Source organism: Streptomyces sp. NBC_01257 (assembly GCF_035917255.1).
In the GTDB taxonomy this organism is placed as follows: domain Bacteria; phylum Actinomycetota; class Actinomycetes; order Streptomycetales; family Streptomycetaceae; genus Streptomyces.
Genome location: NZ_CP108472.1, coordinates 4203715 through 4221271 on the forward strand (window position 1 = coordinate 4203715; position 17557 = coordinate 4221271).

The 17557-nt window shown below is 69.2% G+C and carries 13 protein-coding genes; 8 read left to right on the top strand and 5 right to left on the bottom strand.

All coding sequences use genetic code 11. The features are described 5' to 3' along the window. The first annotated feature begins 409 nt into the window (after nt 1–409). Nucleotides 410–1249: an HAD family hydrolase gene (locus OG408_RS17975; protein ID WP_266780099.1), complete on the top strand. Its 840-nt coding sequence runs from the start codon at nt 410–412 to the stop codon at nt 1247–1249. Nucleotides 1250–1834: 585 nt separating this feature from the next. Here OG408_RS17975 and OG408_RS17980 read toward each other — a convergent pair. Next, complete coding sequence (locus OG408_RS17980) at nt 1835–2659, bottom strand: oxidoreductase (RefSeq protein ID WP_266780100.1); 825 nt, start codon at nt 2657–2659, stop codon at nt 1835–1837. Nucleotides 2660–2761: 102 nt separating this feature from the next. Between OG408_RS17980 and OG408_RS17985 the strand changes: the two genes are divergently transcribed. Next, the gene (locus OG408_RS17985; protein WP_326670807.1) at nt 2762–3757 is read left to right on the top strand and encodes an ATP-binding protein; all 996 of its coding nucleotides are present in this window, start codon (nt 2762–2764) and stop codon (nt 3755–3757) included. Nucleotides 3758–3919: 162 nt separating this feature from the next. Here OG408_RS17985 and OG408_RS17990 read toward each other — a convergent pair whose 3' ends face one another. After that, entirely contained in the window at nt 3920–5281 is a 1362-nt protein-coding gene (locus OG408_RS17990; RefSeq protein ID WP_326670808.1) for a hypothetical protein, read from the bottom strand. Between the two features lie 283 nt (nt 5282–5564). Here OG408_RS17990 and OG408_RS17995 point away from each other — a divergent pair, with 283 nt between their 5' ends. The 6 genes from OG408_RS17995 to OG408_RS18020 all read left to right on the top strand — a co-directional run bounded on the left by OG408_RS17995 (nt 5565) and on the right by OG408_RS18020 (nt 14326). Beyond that, a complete protein-coding gene (locus OG408_RS17995) occupies nt 5565–8585 on the top strand; it encodes a SulP family inorganic anion transporter (protein WP_326670809.1) in 3021 nt (1006 codons plus the stop codon). A 189-nt stretch (nt 8586–8774) separates the two neighbouring features. Further along, nucleotides 8775–10772 (top strand): acetate--CoA ligase, encoded by a 1998-nt coding sequence (gene acs / locus OG408_RS18000; protein WP_266780104.1) that lies wholly within the window; start codon nt 8775–8777, stop codon nt 10770–10772. 222 nt (nt 10773–10994) lie between these two features. Continuing rightward, nucleotides 10995–12401, top strand: coding sequence for a Na+/H+ antiporter NhaA (gene nhaA, locus OG408_RS18005; protein ID WP_285567599.1), 1407 nt, complete (start codon nt 10995–10997; stop codon nt 12399–12401). A 39-nt stretch (nt 12402–12440) separates the two neighbouring features. After that, nucleotides 12441–12971 (top strand): phage holin family protein, encoded by a 531-nt coding sequence (locus OG408_RS18010; RefSeq protein ID WP_266780106.1) that lies wholly within the window; start codon nt 12441–12443, stop codon nt 12969–12971. After that, on the top strand, nt 12968–14017 hold the full coding sequence (locus OG408_RS18015; protein ID WP_326670810.1) for an alpha/beta fold hydrolase: 1050 nt from the start codon (nt 12968–12970) through the stop codon (nt 14015–14017). The genes OG408_RS18010 and OG408_RS18015 overlap by 4 nt, the downstream gene beginning before the upstream one ends. 105 nt (nt 14018–14122) lie before the next feature. Beyond that, nucleotides 14123–14326, top strand: a complete 204-nt coding sequence (locus OG408_RS18020) for a hypothetical protein (RefSeq protein WP_266780108.1) — start codon at nt 14123–14125, stop codon at nt 14324–14326. 60 nt (nt 14327–14386) lie between these two features. On the opposite strand, the gene OG408_RS18025 is transcribed toward OG408_RS18020, so the two are convergent. The 3 genes from OG408_RS18025 to nth form a co-directional block, all read right to left on the bottom strand. After that, nucleotides 14387–15592, bottom strand: a complete 1206-nt coding sequence (locus OG408_RS18025; RefSeq protein WP_285567604.1) for a MarP family serine protease — start codon at nt 15590–15592, stop codon at nt 14387–14389. 89 nt (nt 15593–15681) lie between these two features. Continuing rightward, nucleotides 15682–16428: an NUDIX hydrolase gene (locus tag OG408_RS18030; RefSeq protein WP_326670812.1), complete on the bottom strand. Its 747-nt coding sequence runs from the start codon at nt 16426–16428 to the stop codon at nt 15682–15684. Between the two features lie 65 nt (nt 16429–16493). Further along, nucleotides 16494–17540: an endonuclease III gene (gene nth / locus OG408_RS18035; RefSeq protein ID WP_326674556.1), complete on the bottom strand. Its 1047-nt coding sequence runs from the start codon at nt 17538–17540 to the stop codon at nt 16494–16496. Nucleotides 17541–17557: the final 17 nt, after the last annotated feature.

Sequence of the window (17557 nt, forward strand, 5' to 3'; positions counted from 1 at the left end):
CGGGTGGAATCACGGTGCAGCGCTTCGGGAAATCGTGTGGATCTTGGTCCAGAACTGTGGACATCTCCACCGTTGTGAATAACTCGGTAGCTCATACCGGGGACTTCCGGAGAGCACCCCTTCCGTTACGCACCGTGACGACGCATGCTGGTGCGAGTCGAACACGGATGTGGGCCATCGCGGCCGAGGAGGAGGAGAGATGCTTGATTCCGAACAGCAGAACCGCGTCCGGACATGCGACGACCCCCGCCGGGGGGGAGAGCGGGGGTCGTCCCCACGGCCGACTCGGGGGGGGGAGGAGTCGGACCGGGTTAGCACGGTCGCGAACGATCCGTGACTTCCATGGTGTACCCGAGCGCCTTCTCAGGCAAACCCACGCGCCGGGGTTTACGCCGAATGGTGGGCCCCTATGCTCTGCCTTGTGGAAAACCGCTTCTTGCCGCGCACGGCCGCCTTCTTTGACCTGGACAAGACGGTCATTGCGAAGTCTTCGACGCTGACCTTCAGCAAGTCCTTCTACCAAGGCGGGCTGATCAACCGCCGCGCCGTACTGCGCACTGCGTACGCGCAGTTCGTCTTCCTCGCCGGGGGCGCAGATCACGACCAGATGGAGCGGATGCGTGAATACCTCTCATCGCTCTGCAAGGGCTGGAACGTGCAGCAGGTGAAGGAAATTGTCGCCGAGACCCTGCACGACCTGATCGACCCGATCATCTACGACGAGGCTGCGACGCTCATTGAGGAGCATCACACCGCCGGACGCGATGTGGTCATCGTCTCCACATCGGGCGCCGAGGTCGTGGAACCCATCGGCGAGCTACTGGGCGCCGACCGCGTCGTCGCCACACGCATGGTCGTCGGCGACGACGGATGCTTCACCGGCGAGGTGGAGTACTACGCGTACGGCCCGACGAAGGCCGAGGCCATCAGGGCACTCGCCGTATCGGAAGGCTATGACCTCGCCCGCTGCTACGCGTACAGCGATTCGGCGACCGATGTGCCGATGCTGGAGTCCGTCGGCCATCCGCACGCGGTCAATCCGGACCGTGCGTTGCGCCGCGAGGCCACTCTCCGGGAATGGCCGATTCTCGTCTTCGACCGCCCGGTCCGGCTCAAGCAACGCCTGCCCTCACTCTCCATGCCGCCACGACCTGCGCTCATGGCCGCGGCAGCGGTGGGTGCGGCCGCCATCACAGCGGGCCTCGTCTGGTACACCGCCCGGCGTCGCGCGGCCACAGCCTCTGCATGACGTCGGCATGACATTGACCTGAGTCGACCAGCCGACCCTGCGCAGCGGGCCCTACCTCGCCACCCCGCGCAGGGCCGGCGTCGTGAGTGCCACGCAGCGCCGAGCGCGCCACACCACCTCTAGCCGGGTGGTCCACCTCGGGACAGTCCCGCCCCTGGCCCGTCCCACGGCGACCCGAAATCACGGCTTTCACATTGGACCGACTCGTCCGTAATTGAACCTAAAAGTAAAGAAGTGTGGCCAGCACTACCGCTCTACCGGCCCCTGGAGTACAAAGGACTCAACGGCCCGCGAGACCAAGGACATCCGTGAGGATGACCTGTTTACGCAGACAAGGCCCCACGGACCGCGCATGAAAACCGGGCACCCACGCGACGTCGACCCGTCGATTACGGGCCAGCCGCACCAGGGACGGGCAAAGTACCCGACCTGATGGGCATATATCGAGGACGCTTGGTAACTGGGTGGACATGCCAGCGGCGGTACCGAGGACGGTACCGCCGCAACCCTTTTCACCGGGCATGAAGCCGCCCCGCCGGCAGGGACGAAGCCGCCCCCGCCACCGAGGGGCCCCGTCGCCTCCCGCTACGCGGCTCCGCGCTGAAGCGCCTCGCACACCGCCGTCGACTCCCTGACGCCCAGTTCCGCCGCGCGTCCGCAGTGTGCGATCCAGGCGGCCATGCCCTCCGGCGCTCCTGACAGGTATCCCTCGAATGCCGCGACGTAAGCCGCCCGCCCCTGCTCGGCGTGGCCGACCTCGGCCGGGCAGATCGCCTTGGGATCCAGGCCGCTCCCGATCAGCACGATCCGTTCCGCGGTCCGCGCCACAAGACCGTTGTACGAACCGAAGGGGCGCAGGGCCAGCAGTTCACCGTGCACGACGGCGGCCGTCACCAGAGCGGGTGCCTCACTCCCCGAAAGAATGAGTCCGCTGAGGCCTTCGAGCCGCCCCGCGACCTCGTCGGCGCCCGGCAAAGGCGCCTCGATCAGCGGCTCGTCCACCGGCTCGCCCGCAAGCCGGGGCCGGCCGACCGCGTCGTCGGGCGCAGCCCCCCCGGCCGCGACCAGATGCAGCCTCGCGAGGACGCGCAGGGGCGACTGCCGCCAGATGGAGAGCAGTTGCCCCGCTTCGGCCGTCAACCGCAGGGCCGCCCCGATCACGTGAGCCTCACCCTCACCGCTGAAGTCGGTGCGGCGGCGTACCTCTTCGAGGTTCCAGTCCGCGCCGGAGAGCGCAGCCGACCCCCGGGCGCCCCGCAGGGCCGCCTCAGCGGTCACCTCGTTGCTGCGCCGCCGCATGACGCGGTGGCCGTATACCCGGTCGACAGCCTTGCGTACGGAGTCCACCGCATCGGTCACACCTGGCAGGGTGCCCAGAGTGGCGAGCGGGTCCGATGAAGTCGTACTCATAAGTAGCGAGGCTACGCGCCACTTGCACACCCACCGGCCCGGAGTGGCCTTCTTCACGAACTTCGACAGCGGAACGCATTCATACCGCTACCCTAGGTGAACATGAAGATCGCTTTCGTAGGGAAGGGCGGCAGCGGCAAGACCACGCTGTCCTCGCTCTTCATCCGCCACCTTGCCGCCAATGAAGCTCACGTCGTCGCGGTGGACGCCGACATCAACCAACACCTCGGGGCCGCGCTCGGCCTCGACGAGGAGGAGGCTGCCGCACTGCCCGCCATGGGAGCGCAGCTGCCCCTGATCAAGGAGTACCTGCGCGGCAGCAATCCCCGCATCGCATCGGCCGAGACGATGATCAAGACGACGCCGCCGGGTGAGGGTTCCCGGCTGCTGCGGGTGTGCGAGGACAACCCGGTCTACGACGCCTGCGCCCGCACGGTCGGGCTCGACGACGGGGACATCCGGCTGATGGCCACGGGACCGTTCACCGAGTCCGATCTGGGTGTGGCCTGCTACCACTCCAAGGTCGGCGCGGTCGAGCTGTGCCTCAACCATCTCGTCGACGGTCCCGAGGAGTACGTCGTGGTCGACATGACCGCGGGTTCGGACTCATTCGCCTCCGGGATGTTCACCCGGTTCGACATGACGTTCCTGGTCGCCGAGCCGACCCGTAAGGGCGTCTCGGTCTACCGCCAGTACAAGGAGTACGCACGGGACTTCGGCGTCGCGCTGAAGGTCGTCGGCAACAAGGTGCAGGGCGAGGACGACCTGGAGTTCCTCCGCTCCGAGGTCGGCGAGGACCTGCTGGTCACCATCGGCCACTCCGACTGGGTGCGGGCCATGGAGAAGGGGCGCCCCGCCCGCTTCGAACTGCTGGAGGCCGACAACCGAATGGCGCTGCAGGCACTGCAGGACGCCGCGGAGGACTCGTACGGCCGACGGGACTGGGACCGGTACACGCGACAGATGGTGCACTTCCATTTGAAGAACGCCGAGAGCTGGGGCAATGCCAAGACCGGGACCGACCTGGCCGCCCAGGTCGACCCCTCTTTCGTGCTCGACGAGCGGTACACCCGCGTAGGGGCCGGTCAGCCAGCCTGAGCGACCGGAGCCGGCCGACTCCCTGAGCGCGGCCGGCCCCGATGCCTGTCCGGCCACAACCGGCCGGGCAGGCACCGACGCGGCCGGACAGAGCAACGGCGCGGCCGGGCAGGCAACGGCCAACCTGACAGGTCCTGATGGCCGGCCTCCATCGGGCAGGCCCTAGTGGTCGGCGGCCTTCCCCGCCGACCCGGCCTCCGCCTTCGTCTTCGCCTCTGCACTGTCCTGACCCTCGCCCCGGCCCTTGCCGACGCTCCCGGCGCCGCCGAGGAACGACGCCCAGCTGGTCCCCGGCGCCTTCCCGACCTTCAGCGTGCCGAGCTTCGCGAGCGTCGCGGGGTCCTGCGCGTCCAGCCAGTCCGCCAGCTGCTTGAAGGACACGCAGCGCACGCCCTCCTTGGTACACACCGTCTCGATCGTCTCCTCGATGGCGCGCATGTACGTGCCGCCGTTCCAGGATTCGAAGTGGTTGCCGATGATCAGGGGAGCCCGGTTCCCGTCGTACGCGCGGTCGAAGGCCTGGAGGAGACCGTCCCGCATCTGGTCGCCCCAGTACTCGTGCTGGTCCGGGTCGCCCTGCGTCGTACCGGACTGGTTGAACATGAAGTTGTAGTCCATCGACAGGGTCTCGAACTCCCGCCCCGGCACCGGGACGAGCTGCATCGAGAGGTCCCAGACGCCGTCCTTCTTCTTCGGCCAGACCTGGTCGTTGACCCCGCTGGAGTCGTAGCGGAAGCCCATCGAGCGTGCCGCCGCGACCATGTTCTTCTGCCCCTCCAGGCAGGGGGTCCGGCCGCCGATCAGCTCCTTGTCGTAGTCGAAGGGCAGCGACTTCTCGTCCTTGAGATCCGGGTCGTTCGTCTTCCAGCCCTTCACGAAGGACTTGGCCTGGCTGATCTCGCTCTTCCACTCATCGACGGACCAGGTGCCGACGCCACCGTCCTTGCCGCAGAAGTGGCCGTTGAAGTGGGTGCCGATCTCGTTGCCTTCCTCCCAGGCGCCACGGACCTGGGTGAGGGTGTCGCGGATGCCCTCGGTGTCGTTGAAGCCGATGTCCGAGCTGCCCGCGTTGTGCTTGGGCGGGTCGTAGAGCGCGCGCTTCGCCTCCGGCAGCAGGTACACGCCGCTGAGGAAGTACGTCATGCTCGCGTCGTACTTCTTGCCCACCTCACGGAAGTGCGAGAAGAGCCGCTGGCTGTCCTCACCCGCGCCGTCCCACGAGAAAACCACGAACTGCGGGGGCTTCTGACCGGGCGCCAGGCGTTGAGCGGTCGGCTGTTTCGGCTGGGCCCCCGTGAAGGAGGTGGAACCGTCGCCGATGAGCCGGAACACACTCTTGGGGGCCGACTCGGCAGCCTTCTTCTTGCCCCCTGCCGCACCGTTAGCAGCGCCGTTCGCGGAGCCGTTCGCAGCACCCGGACCGGATCCGCTCGAAACGGAGCCCGCACCGGAGCAGCCGGCCACTGCCGCCACCAGCGCAACGGCCATGACACCCAAGGCGGTCCTCTTCGTGGCGGCCATCATCCGCCCACCCTCTTCCTTGCAGGTAACTTGCGCTGACGTGCCGAACGGCGCGGTCAAAGTCGCACGCACTGCACACAAATTCGGGCGACAGGCCGCATGAAAAGCTGCCTATTCACTGGAACGGGTGCTTGAATGGCCCATTTGCCCTTAATCCTGGACACAGATCTTTACTCTCCATTACGATCTGTTTACTGAGAGTTGAGATATCCCGCCGCTGCACGCCGTGACCCACGGCCGCGTCCCCACGTTCCGCGACCGCGCTGCCCCGGAGGAGACGGGAAACATGTCTGCCTGCGTCCCCACTCGTCATGACCATTCGCCCCGCAGTTCGCGCCCTCCCCGTTCCTCGGGAGTGAAGCGACCTCACAGCCCGCCACCGCCGCACCGCGGTGGACGATTCCGCATCTCGGGCGCCGACCTGTCCGCGTCGATCACTGTCTTCCTTCTCGCCGTCCCCATGTCGCTCGGCCTGGCCGTCGCCATGGACGCCCCGCTGGAGGCCGGCCTCATCTCCGCCGCGGTCGGCGGCATCGTCGCCGGACTGCTCGGCGGCACACCCCTCCAGGTCTCCGGCCCGTCCGCCGGACTGACCGTGGTGACAGCCGAGTTGATCCAGATCTACGGCTGGCGCACCACCTGCGCGATCACCATCGGCGCCGGTCTGCTGCAGATCGTGCTGGGCTCGCTGCGGACCGCGCGCAGCGCCCTCGCCGTCAGCCCCGCCATCGTGCACGGCACCCTTGCCGGCATCGGTGTGGCGATCGCACTCGCGCAGTTGCACATCGTGCTCGGCGGTTCCCCGGAGAGCTCGGCCGTCTCCAACGCCCTGCATCTGCCCGCCCAATTGGAGCGGGTGGGGCCGGCCGCACCACTGATCGGCGGACTCACCGTCGCGGTTCTGGTGCTGTGGCCGCGCCTTCCCGGACGGGCCGGGCGGATCATGCGCCGGGTCCCGGCCGCCCTGGCCTCCGTGGTCATGGCAACCGCGGTGGCCGCGGTCGCGGCACCCTCGATCGCCCGGGTCGATCTGCCGTCCTGGCGCTCGCACGCCCTGCCCGAAATGCCTCAGGGGCCCGTGCTCGGCCTGGCCACAGCGGTGTTCACGATGATGCTGGTGGCCAGCCTGGAATCCATGCTCGCCGCCGTCGCCGTGGACAAGCTGGCTGCCGACCGGACGCGCGAGCAGTCGACCAGACTCGCCGCAAGGTCAGCCTCGCCTGCCGCATCTCTCACGTCCGCTGACAGCGAGTCCCCCGAGAGCGCCGCCGACGGCCCCGGCGCCGCCTCCCCCCAGACCGCACTCCCGGTCAAGCGCTCCGACCTCGACCGGGAACTACGCGCACAAGGCATCGCCAACACCGTCTCCGGCCTTCTCGGCGGACTGGCGGTCTCGGGCGGCGCGGTGCGCAGCTCGGCGAACGTACGGGCCGGAGCGACCGGACGCGCCTCCACGGTGCTGCACGGCGTCTGGGTCCTGGTCGCCACCGGTCTGCTGGTCACCGCCCTGGAGTGGATCCCGCTGGCCGCCCTGGGCGCGCTCGTGATGGTGGTCGGCATCCAGATGGTGAACTTCGCTCACATCCGGAACGTCCACAGACACCGGGAGTTCCTGGTGTACGGCGCGACGATCACGGGCGTGCTGCTCTTCGGCGTGCTCAAGGGCGTGGCGATCGGGATCGCCGTGGCGGTGGCCGTCGCCCTGCACCGGCTGGCCCGGACCCGGATCACCGTGTCCGAGCAGAACGGCCGGCATCTGGTGGCCGTACGGGGCCAGTTGACCTTCCTGGCTGTCCCCCGTCTCAGCAGAGCGCTGGGTCAGTTGCCTCACGATGCCGACGTGATCGTCGAGTTGGACGGCTTCTTCATGGATCACGCGGCGTACGAGATGATCCAGGACTGGAGCAACGCCCATGCCGCCCACGGCGGCCGGGTCGACTTCACCGGCCGGTTCGGAGGCCGCATCGCCGAGCCCGCATCCGCGGCACACTCCTGCTGCCGGCCCTGGACTCCCTGGCGCAACCACCACTGCCACGACCAGGCCCCCGACATCGGCACCAACACCGGCACAACGGAACAGCCGGCACCAACACCGGCACCGGATCAGGACGGCGGCACGCCCCGGGCCGCCCACACCTCCGGCACGCCCGCCTCCGAAGCCTCCGACCATGCAGGCCAGCCCGAGCCCGAGTCCCATCCGGGGCAAGGGCCAGAAACCGACCCGGCTCGCGCATCGGACCACGGACCGAACCACGGGCCGAACCACGGGCCGTCCCGCGAACCGGACCAAGAATCCGGCCAAGGACGGGACCGCGGACCGTCCCACGGACAGGACGCCCCACCAGCACCCAATGCCGAGCACGAGCCCGGTGAGCACGAGCCCGGGAAGCACGAGCCCAGGAAGCAACACCAGCCCGTGAAGGCAGACGCCTTCACGCCCGATCACGCGGCGGCCCGGCCACGCACGGCCGGCGATCACCGTCTGGTCAGTGGCCTCAGCTCGTTCCAGCGCAACACGGCACCGCTGGTCCGTGAGGAGCTGGCGAGACTCGCCCGGGAGGGGCAGAGCCCCTCGCAGCTGTTCATCACCTGCGCGGACTCACGCCTTGTGACGAGCATGATCACGGCAAGTGGCCCGGGCGATCTGTTCACCGTGCGCAACATCGGCAACCTGGTGCCGCCGCCCTCGTCCGAGGCCGGTGACCACTCAGTCGGTGCGGCCATCGAGTACGCGGTGGACGTGCTGGGAGTCGAGTCCATCACCGTCTGCGGACACTCCGGCTGCGGCGCGATGAACGCGCTGCTGGGCGCCAGGCCGGACAGCACGGAAAGCTCGCTCTGGCGCTGGCTCCGGCACGGGTTCCCCAGCCTGGAGAGGATGGCCTCGCGGGACCGTGCATGGGCCCGGATCTCCGGTCGGCTGCCCACCGATGCGCTGGAGCAGCTGTGCCTCACCAACGTGGTCCAGCAACTCGACCATCTGCGGGCCCATCCATCCGTGGCACGCCGCCTCGCGGAAGGAACCCTCCAGCTCCACGGGATGTACTTCCATGTGGCCGAGGCGCAGTCGTATCTGCTGACCGACGGGGCGGGTACGGGCAATGAGCCCGACGCGGTGTTCGACCCGATCAGCGCGTCCGCATCTGCCTCCCCGGGCGATCCGGCCAATCCGTCTGACCCATCTGATCCAGCTGCCCCATCCGATCCGGCCCATCCATCCGGTCCGGCCCATCCGACCGATCCAGCCGATTCGCCCGATCCGACCGCGTTGGCCGGGGTCGCCGAGCTGGCACGTACAGGTTCCTGAACCACATCACCCTTGGGTCCGTGAGACCTTGTGGTCCCGCTTCCGCGTCACCGCACAGCCACGACGTGCACCATCCGCACCATCGCATCACCCCGCCGCGGAAGCGGGATCGTGCCCCCATACACGAAAGCACAGGTCTAAACCAATTCCCGGCAGACACTTGTCACCCGGCCTTTGGCCTGATGAGCTATGCCCCGGGACACAACGGACACCCTGGGAATGGGAGATGTCGTGAGCAACGAAAGCTTGGCCAATCTGCTTCGTGAGGAGCGGCGGTTCGCACCGCCTGCCGATCTGGCCGCGAACGCCAATGTCACTGCGGAGGCGTACGAGCAGGCCGAGGCGGACCGGCTGGGCTTCTGGGCCGAGCAGGCCCGCCGCCTGACCTGGGCCACCGAGCCGACCGAGACGCTCGACTGGAGCAACCCGCCCTTCGCGAAGTGGTTCGCGGACGGCAAACTCAACGTCGCGTACAACTGCGTGGACCGCCACGTCGAGGCGGGCAACGGCGACCGGGTCGCCATCCACTTCGAGGGCGAGCCCGGCGACAGCCGTGCCATCACCTACGCCGAGCTGAAGGACGAGGTCTCCCGCGCAGCGAACGCGCTGACCGAGCTCGGTGTCGGCAAGGGCGACCGGGTCGCCGTCTACCTGCCGATGATCCCCGAGGCCGCCGTCGCGATGCTGGCCTGCGCCCGCATCGGTGCCGCGCACTCGGTGGTCTTCGGCGGCTTCTCCGCCGACGCCATCGCCGCCCGCATCCAGGACGCGGACGCGAAGGTCGTCATCACCTCCGACGGCGGCTACCGCCGCGGCAAGCCCTCCGCGCTCAAGCCGGCCGTCGACGACGCCGTCTCGCGTATCGAGAGCGTCGAGCACGTCCTGGTCGTGCGCCGCACCGGTCAGGACACCGCGTGGACCGAGGGACGCGACGTCTGGTGGCACGAGATCACCGCACGCCAGTCGACCGAGCACACCCCCGAAGCCTTCGAGGCCGAGCAGCCGCTGTTCATCCTCTACACCTCGGGCACCACCGGGAAGCCCAAGGGCATCCTGCACACCTCCGGCGGCTACCTCACCCAGGCGGCCTACACCCACCACGCGGTCTTCGACCTCAAGCCGGAAACCGACGTCTACTGGTGCACCGCCGACATCGGCTGGGTCACCGGTCACTCCTACATCGTCTACGGACCGCTGGCCAACGGCGCGACGCAGGTCATGTACGAGGGCACCCCCGACACCCCGCACCAGGGGCGTTTCTGGGAGATCGTCCAGAAGTACGGCGTGAGCATTCTCTACACCGCGCCGACCGCGATCCGCACGTTCATGAAGTGGGGTGACGACATCCCCGCCAAGTTCGACCTGAGCAGCCTGAGGGTCCTGGGCTCGGTCGGTGAGCCGATCAACCCCGAGGCGTGGATGTGGTACCGCAAGCACATCGGTGCCGACAAGTGCCCCATCGTCGACACCTGGTGGCAGACCGAGACCGGCGCGATGATGATCTCGCCGCTCCCCGGCGTCACCGAGACCAAGCCCGGCAGCGCCCAGCGCGCCCTGCCCGGCATCAGTGCCACCGTCGTCGACGACGAAGCCCGTGAGGTCCCCGACGGCGGAGGCGGCTACCTCGTCCTCACCGAGCCGTGGCCCTCCATGCTCCGCACCATCTGGGGCGACGACCAGCGCTTCCTCGACACCTACTGGTCGCGCTTCGAGGGCAAGTACTTCGCGGGCGACGGCGCCAAGAAGGACGAGGACGGCGACATCTGGCTCCTGGGCCGCGTCGACGACGTCATGCTCGTGTCCGGGCACAACATCTCGACCACCGAGGTCGAGTCCGCCCTCGTGTCGCACCCGGCCGTCGCCGAAGCCGCCGTGGTCGGCGCCGCCGACGAGACGACCGGCCAGGCCATCGTCGCCTTCGTCATCCTGCGCGGCACCGCCACCGCATCCGACGACCTCGTCGCCGAACTCCGCAACCACGTCGGCACCACCCTCGGCCCCATCGCCAAGCCCAAGCGGATCATGCCGGTCGCGGAACTCCCCAAGACCCGCTCCGGCAAGATCATGCGACGCCTCCTGCGCGACGTCGCCGAGAACCGGGCCCTGGGAGACGTCACCACACTGACCGACTCCTCGGTCATGGACCTCATCCAGACCCAGCTGCCGTCGGCCTCCTCCGAGGACTGAGAACCGGCAAGCGGCACACACCCCGAAGGGCATCCGGCGACGCGCCGGATGCCCTTCGGGCATTTAGGGTGAAGATCACCGGTCACAGCCCCGCACACCCCGGGTACAGTGGCAGCTGATCAATAAAACGATAAGAAATCTCCACAGGGTGTGCCGGGAAGTCTGGTCGGCAAGTGCATCAGCCATGCCATCGCTGCCGTACCGACCCGGAGGTCTCACCCCGTGGCCACGCCCACCCCCGCACCCCCCTCCCCCCGTCGCACCTTCCTGGGCCGGCTGTCGCTCCCCGAGCGGAACTACCTCGCAGAAGCCCTGCGTACGGAGACCGTCGGCGGAGTCATCCTGCTGGCCGCCGCCGTCGCCGCGCTGGTCTGGGCGAACACCTTCGCGTCGAGCTACTCGACGGTCAGCCACTTCCACTTCGGACCGGAGGCACTCGGCCTCCATCTCTCCGTGGCGCACTGGGCGGCCGACGGACTACTCGCGGTCTTCTTCTTCGTGGCGGGCGTCGAGCTCAAGCGGGAACTCGTCGCGGGCGAACTGCGCGACCCCAAGGCGGCCGCCCTGCCGGTCGTCGCAGCGCTGTGCGGCATGGCCGTGCCGGCCGTCGTCTACACCCTGGGGAACGTGATCGGCGGCGGTTCCATGGACGGCTGGGCCGTCCCCACGGCCACCGACATCGCCTTCGCGCTCGCCGTCCTCGCCGTCCTCGGCACCTCGCTGCCGTCCGCGCTCCGCGCCTTCCTGCTGACCCTCGCCGTCGTCGACGACCTCTTCGCGATCCTGATCATCGCGGTGTTCTTCACCGAGAACATCGACTTCGTCGCACTCATCGGCGCCTTCGTCGGCCTGGGCGTCTTCTATCTGCTACTGCGCCTCAACGTGCGCGGCTGGTACGTCTACGTACCGCTCGCCCTGGTCATCTGGGGGCTGATGTACAACAGCGGCATCCACGCCACCATCGCCGGTGTCGCCATGGGCCTGATGCTGCGCTGCACCCGACGCACCGGCGAGGACCACTCCCCCGGCGAACGCATCGAGCATCTGGTCCGCCCGCTCTCGGCCGGCTTCGCGGTGCCCGTGTTCGCGCTGTTCTCCGCCGGGGTCTCCCTCTCCGGCGGCGCGCTGGCCGGCGTCTTCAACCGGCCCGAAACGCTCGGCGTCGTTCTGGGACTTGTCGTCGGCAAGACGCTGGGCATCTTCGGCGGTACGTGGCTGGCCACCCGGTTCACCAAGGCGGAGCTGAACAAGGAACTGGCCTGGGCCGATGTCCTCGCCGTCGCCGCCCTGGCCGGCATCGGCTTCACCGTCTCGCTGCTGATCGGGGAGCTCGCCTTCGCCGGAGACGACGACATGATCAACGAGGTCAAGGCGTCGGTTCTCATCGGCTCGCTCATTGCGGCCGTAGTCTCCGGTGTACTGCTCAAACTGCGGGTACGCAGATACCGGGCGCTGTTCGACGCCGAGGAGCTCGACGAGGACGCGTCCGGGGTACCGGACATCTACGAACAGGACGATCCGGAGTACCACCTGCGGATGGCCGCGCTGTACGAGAGGAAGGCGGCCGAGCACCGCCGCCTTGCCCAACTGGCGGGGGCAGCGAGCAGCAAGCCGGACAGTCCGGCATGATCTGACATCGGATGTGTTGAACAGGAGAGGGAGTCAGGGATGAGCGACCCCGGCAATTACGCGGGCAGCGCCGACCGCAGTCTCGGCCAGCTGGTCGCCTCGGCGACGGCCGAAATGTCGGCGCTGGTGCACGACGAGATTGCCCTGGCCAAGGCCGAGGTGCGACAGGACGTCAAGCGCGGCGTCATCGGCAGCGCGGCGTTCCTCGTCACGGGCGTGCTGATTCTGTTCGCCATCCCGGTGCTGAGCTTCGCGGCCGCCTACGGAATCCACAACCTGGGACTCGGCCTCGCCTGGTCGTTCCTGATCGTGGGCGGTGCGTTCATCCTTCTGGGGATCCTGCTCGCGCTGTTCGGCTACGCCAAGTTCAAGAAGGTCAAGCCGCCGGAGAAGTCCATCGCCTCGGCCAAGCAGACCGCCGCCGTTCTGCAGGGGGTCAAGCCCCACCCGCGGGCGAGTGTCGGCGCCGACGCGATCCTGCCGGCGGGCGGCAGCACACTTGCGGACAAGGCCATCGAGAACCGTCCGGTCCAGGACAAGGCGTCGGTTGTGGCACGCTCATCCACATGACGGTCCCCGATTCCAGCGCATTCGGCCCGGTGGGCCCGGACGACCGGGCGGGTCACGAGAAACCGGCCGGCCCCGCCGAGCCCGCCCCCGCACCGGTCCCCGGCGGTCCGGCAGGCCCCGCGGCCGCGTCCGGCGGGCCTGTCCGCCTCGACGGCCCCTGGACCCACCGGGACGTCGCGGCCAACGGCGCCCGCTTCCACATCGCCGAGATGGGTGAAGGGCCACTGGTCCTCCTCCTGCACGGCTTCCCGCAGTTCTGGTGGACCTGGCGCCACCAGCTCCCCGCGCTCGCCGAGGCGGGCTTCCGGGCCGTGGCGATGGACCTGCGCGGCGTGGGCGGCAGCGACCGCACCCCGCGCGGTTACGACCCCGCCAACCTGGCGCTGGACATCACCGGCGTGATCCGCTCGCTCGGCGAACCGGACGCCGCCCTGGTCGGCCACGACATGGGCGGCTATCTGGCCTGGACCGCGGCGGTGATGCGCCCGAAGCTGGTGCGCCGGCTGGTGGTCTCCTCGATGCCGCATCCGCGGCGGTGGCGCTCGTCCATGCTCTCCGACTTCGCCCAGTCCCGCGCGGGCTCGTACATCTGGGGCTTCCAGAGGCCCTGGGTGCCGGAGCGTCAGCTCGTGGCGGACGACGCCGCGTTGGTCGGCCGGCTGATCCGCGACTGGGCGGGGCCGGGCACGGCGGACTTCCCCGACGACGCGGCGCTGGACGTCTACCGACGCGCCATGTCCATCCCGTCGACGGCGCACTGCTCGGTCGAGCCGTATCGCTGGATGGTGCGCTCGCTGGCCCGCCCGGACGGCATCCAGTTCAACCGGCGCATGAAGCGGCCGGTGCGGGTGCCGACGCTGCATCTGCACGGTTCACTCGATCCGGCCGTCCGTACCCGGAGCTCGGCGGGGTCCGGCGAGTACGTCGAGGCACCGTACCGCTGGCGACTTTTCGACGGTCTGGGGCACTTCCCCCACGAGGAGGATCCGGCCGGGTTCTCGGCCGAACTCATCAGCTGGCTCAAGGATTCCGAGCCCGACCGTTAGCCGATAGGCACACACGTCCTACGAACAGCCACTTGCCTGGCGCATAGGCCAATTGGCTGGCGGATGGGCGATTACCGACCATGAGGCACGGGCAGACGTCCGGGTATGGGCTGGACGCACGACTTCGGTGACGCAGCACGCAATCGTCGCTCGACCGCCACGGCGGTTCCGGGCACTCATGAGGGGGGCGGCCTCCAGGGCCGGGTGCACGCTATGCATGTTCTGCATGATCCCCGGCTCGGCATTCCGCGCATCCTCCGCCGCAGGGCCCGCTGGGTCTCGGCGCGGCTGCGTCATCCGCGCGGATGACGCAGGGGTTCCCCGGACGTCCGCGCAGGCTGCCGAGGGCTCCCCGGGCCCGCCCGGCCCCTAGAGCGCGCACCCCTGGCTGTCGACCTGCTGGTTGGCCGTACGGCCCTGCGTGATGTCCTGCCGGATCTCGTCGGCGGTGAGCGCGTAGCCGGTGTCGGGGTCGTCGAGCGACTTGGCGAAGACGACTCCGTACACCTTGCCCTCGGGGGTCAGCAGCGGTCCGCCGGAGTTCCCCTGACGGACCGTCGTGTAGAGGGAGTACACATCGCGGCGGACGGTGCCCCGGTGGTAGATGTCGGGGCCGTTCGCGTCGATCCGGGCGCGGACCCGCGCGGAGCGCACGTCGTACGAGCCGTTCTCCGGGAAGCCCGCGACGATCGCGCTGTTCCCGGTGGCGGCGTCGTGGTCGGTGTCGGTGAACTGCAGCGGCTTCGCGTCGAGGTCCGGTACGTCGAGTACGGCGATGTCGCGCTGCCAGTCGTAGAGGACGACCTTCGCGTCGTACAGCCGTCCCTGGCCGCCGATCTGCACGGTCGGCTCGTCGACCCCGCCGACGACGTGGGCGTTGGTCATCACCCGGCGGTCGGAGAAGACGAAGCCGGTGCCTTCGAGGACCTTGCCGCAGCTCGGGGCCGTACCGACGACCTTGACGATGGACTCCTTGGCCCGGGCCGCGACGGGGCTGCCCGCGAGGGCCGGGTCGGGGGCCCTGACCTCGGTGATCGGCTCGTTGGCGAACGGGCTGAAGACCTGCGGGAAGCCGTTCTGCGCCAGGACCGAGGAGAAGTCCGTGAACCAGGTGGAGGCCTGGGGCGGCATAACTCGGGAGATGCCGAGCAGGACCGAGGAGTTCCGGACCTCCTTGCCCAGCGTCGGCAGCGACGTACCCGCAAGGGCGGAGCCGATGAGCCAGGCCACCAGCAGCATCGCGACGACGTTCACCAGGGCACCGCCGGTCGCGTCGAGGGCGCGCGCGGGCGACCACGTGATGTACCGGCGGAGCTTGTTGCCCAGGTGGGTGGTGAAGGCCTGGCCCACCGAGGCGCACACGATCACGATGACGACCGCGACGATGGCGGCGGTCGAGGAGACCTCCGAGCCGTCCGTCAGCTGGTCCCACAGAACCGGCAGCAGATAGACGGCGACGAGTCCGCCGCCCAGGAACCCGATCACCGACAGAATGCCGACGACGAACCCCTGGCGGTACCCGATGACCGCGAACCACACGGCGCCGGCCAGCAGCAGGATGTCCAGCACGTTCACCGTCAATAGCCTCGCAGATTCGTCACCGGGCCCGTACGTCTCCCCGTGGCCGGGAGGGCCCGGAGCAGCGGAGCACGGGAGTCAGCCTGTCATGAGCGCCAGTCGAGCGGCACCTGCTTGGCCCTGTCCCAGGGGCGCTCCCAGCCCGCGAAGTGCAGAATCCGGTCGATCACCCCGGCCGTGAACCCCCATACGAGTGCGGATTCGACCAGAAATGCCGGGCCCCGGTGGCCGCTGGGATGGACGGTCGTCACCCGGTTGGCCGGATCCGTGAGATCCGCCACGGGGACCGTGAAGACCCGGGCGGTCTCGCCGGGATCCACGACGCCGACCGGGCTGGGCGAGCGCCACCAGCCGAGGACGGGCGTCACCACGAAGCTGCTCACCGGGATGTAGAGGCGGGGCAGCACACCGAAGAGCTGCACTCCGTGCGGATCGAGGCCGGTCTCCTCCTCGGCCTCGCGCAGCGCGGCCCGGAGCGGTCCCGTCGTCGCCTGGTCGCCGTCCTCGGGATCCAGGGAGCCGCCGGGGAACGAGGGCTGCCCCGGGTGGGAACGCAGGCTTCCGGCGCGCTCCATCAGGAGCAGCTCGGGCCCGCGCGCGCCCTCGCCGAACAGGATGAGCACGGCGGACTGCCGGCCGGCACCGCTCTCGGGCGGCAGGAATCTGCTGAGCTGCTGCGGCTCGATGGTCCGCGCCGCCCGGGCGACGGGGTCCAGCCAGCCGGGCAGGCCCTCGGTCGTGACGGCGATCGCGGCCTCGCGTCCGGCCGCCGCACCGGCCTGGGCCGATGCGGCGGTGATGGCCGCTTCCGTGCTGTGTTCATGCGTCTTCATAGGCACCCCTCGTCTCTCAACGCCTGTCCCCGCGGTTTTCGTTCCGGAGCGCCTCGCCTGATCGGTCAGCCGGCGCCCAGGGCGGGGGCGGGTATGCCCGGGTAGTCCGGCGGCGGGCTCAGCCGCTGGCCCGGCTGGCCGCCCATCTCGTACTTCAGGAGCTTCCGGGCCTTCTCGGGATCGGTCTCGCCCTCGCCGTACGAAGGACAGAGCGGGGCGATCGGGCAGGCGCCGCAGGCGGGCTTGCGGGCGTGGCAGATGCGGCGGCCGTGGAAGACGACCCGGTGCGAGAGCATCGTCCACTCGCTCTTGGGGAAGATCTCCGCGATCTCCGCCTCGACCTTCTCCGGGTCCTCCTGCTCGGTCCACTTCCAGCGGCGGACGAGCCGGCCGAAGTGGGTGTCGACCGTGATGCCGGGAACGCCGAAGGCGTTGCCGAGGACGACGTTGGCGGTCTTGCGGCCGACCCCCGGCAGCGTCACGAGATCCGCGAGGCGCCCGGGCACCTCGCCGCCGAAATTGTCCCGGAGGGCCGTGGAGAGGCCCATCAGCGACTTCGTCTTGGCCCGGAAGAAGCCGGTCGGCCGAATGATCTCTTCCATTTCCTCCGGCACGGCGGCGGCCATGTCCTCGGGGGTGGGGTAGGCGGCGAAGAGCGCGGGGGTGGTCTGGTTGACCCTCAGGTCGGTGGTCTGGGCGGAGAGGACCGTGGCGACGAGGAGCTCGAAGGGGTTCCTGAAGTCCAGCTCGGGATGGGCGTACGGATAGACCTCGGCGAGTTCGCGGTTGATCCGGCGGGCCCTGCGGACCATGGCCAGGTGCGATTCCGGCTTGGCCTTCCCGGCCGCTTTCGGCGCCGGGGCCGCCTTCGACCGCCCGCCTCCGGACTTGGCGGACGTGGACGGCTTGGCGGACGCGGACGACTTGGCGGGCTTGGCCTTCCCCGTCGCCTCGGTCTTCGCTGCCGCCTTGGCCTTCCCTGACGCCGTGGACGTCTTTGCCGCCTCGGCCTTCCCTGACGCCGTCGACGCCTCCGCCGCCTTGGACTTCGCCCGCGTGGCCGAGTCCGTGCCGCCCGCTCGCCCCGCCGGGCGTTTTGTCGTCTTTTTCAGACCCTCTGCACCCTGTT